Genomic DNA, 1604 nt, shown 5'->3' on the forward strand with positions numbered 1-1604 from the left:
GGGCTTGCCCGCGAAAAAGAAACCGCGCTGCCTGGCACGGGCTAAGCCCGTGTTCGCGGGCAAGCCCGCTCCTACAAGGACCTGGGCGGGCTCAGGATCGCGCGGGCAAACCGATCACCCGGCCCACGAACTCGGCGGGTGCCTGGTCTTGCTGCTCATCCACCAGCCCTTGCAGCAACGCGGCACTGCGCTCGCTGAATGGCGCCGACTTCGGCCCTGCCAGGTCCACGTGCAGCAGCATCTGCTCGCTGGCCGACAGGGTTTCGTCGAAGCCTGCACGGTGCAGTGTGTGGTGCAGGTGCAGGCGCTTCTTGTCGAAGCCGATGATCTGCGTCTGCACCCAGACTTCGGTGCCGAGCTTCACCTCGTGCAGGTAGTTGATGTGCGCCTCCAGGGTGAACAGCGAGTTGCCGCTCTGGCCACGGCTGTCGGCGTCCAGGCCGATGCGCTCCATCAGCGCATCGGTGGCATAGCTGAAGATCAGCAGGTAGAAGGCATCGCGCAGGTGCCCGTTGTAATCGACCCAGTCCTGTTGAACCGGGGTGCGGTAGGTGATCAGGGCGGGCATCGCAGTCTCCTCAGTCGCCAAAGGCCATGCCGTGCTTGGCCTTGCTGTTCTTCACAGCGTCCAGCACCGCCAGCAGGGTATCGTCACGATAGCGCTCCAGCGCCGCGATGCTGCGTTCGCCCAGTTGCTCGGAGGTGCCGTCGACCACGTCGTCGATCAGCTTGTCGGTCAGCTCTGGTGCTGGCAGGTAGGTCCAGGGCAGCTTCAGCGCCGGGCCGAACTGCGACATGAAGTGACGCATACCGGCATCGCCACCGGCCAGGGTGTAGGTGAGGAAGGTGCCCATGAACGACCAGCGCAGACCCGCGCCAAAGCGAATCGCATCGTCGATCTCGCCCGTGCTGGCAACCCCGTCGTTGACCAGGTGCAGGGCCTCGCGCCACAACGCTTCGAGCAGGCGGTCGGCGATGAAGCCCGGGACCTCCTTGCGCACATGCAGCGGGCGCATGCCCAGTGCGGTGTAGATGGTCTTTGCGGCTTCGATGGCTTCAGGCGCGGTGTGCTTGCCGCCGACGATCTCCACCAGCGGCAGCAGGTACACCGGGTTGAATGGGTGGCCGACCACGCAGCGCTCGGGGTGGGTGGCCGACTCGTAGAATTCGCTGGGCAGCAGGCCCGAGGTGCTGGAGCCGATGATCGCATCGGGCTTGGCCGCGGCGCTGATCTTGGCGTGCAGGTCGAGCTTGAGGTCCAGGCGCTCGGGGGCGCTTTCCTGGATGAAATCGGCGTCGCGCACGCACTCTTCGATGGTGGCGACGAACTTCAGCCGCGCTTGTGCGGCGCCGGGTGCCAGGCCTTGTTTTTCCAGGGCTGGCCAGGCGTTGGCGATGCGTTTGCGCAGGGCCTGTTCGGCGCCGGGCGCCGGGTCCCAGGCGATCACGTCCAGGCCATGGGCCAGGGCGCGAGCGACCCAGCCGCTGCCGATGACGCCGCTACCGAGTGCGGCGAAGGTCTTGATGTGGGTGATGAAAGGCATATCAGTCTCTCTATGTTCTGGAGGTTGGCGCGGGCCCTGTAGGAGCGGGCTTGCCCGCGA

2 protein-coding genes are annotated in these 1604 nt (G+C 66.0%); both read right to left on the reverse strand.

The window, feature by feature from the left end; genetic code table 11:
* Positions 1-91 precede the first annotated feature (91 nt).
* Positions 92-568: a thioesterase family protein gene (locus ACPZMI_RS00040; RefSeq protein WP_426351415.1), complete on the reverse strand. Its 477-nt coding sequence runs from the start codon at positions 566-568 to the stop codon at positions 92-94.
* 10 nt (positions 569-578) lie between these two features.
* Positions 579-1544 (reverse strand): L-carnitine dehydrogenase, encoded by a 966-nt coding sequence (locus ACPZMI_RS00045; protein WP_186667459.1) that lies wholly within the window; start codon positions 1542-1544, stop codon positions 579-581.
* Positions 1545-1604: the final 60 nt, after the last annotated feature.

It is taken from the genome of Pseudomonas wayambapalatensis (assembly GCF_049942315.1).
GTDB lineage: Bacteria > Pseudomonadota > Gammaproteobacteria > Pseudomonadales > Pseudomonadaceae > Aquipseudomonas > Aquipseudomonas wayambapalatensis.

Excerpts from the sequence above, each read along its gene's own strand:
- ACPZMI_RS00040 (WP_426351415.1), bottom strand. The coding sequence starts at position 568 with ATGCCCGCCCTGATCACCTACCGCACCCCGGTTCAACAGGACTGGGTC.
- ACPZMI_RS00045 (WP_186667459.1), bottom strand. The coding sequence starts at position 1,544 with ATGCCTTTCATCACCCACATCAAGACCTTCGCCGCACTCGGTAGCGGC.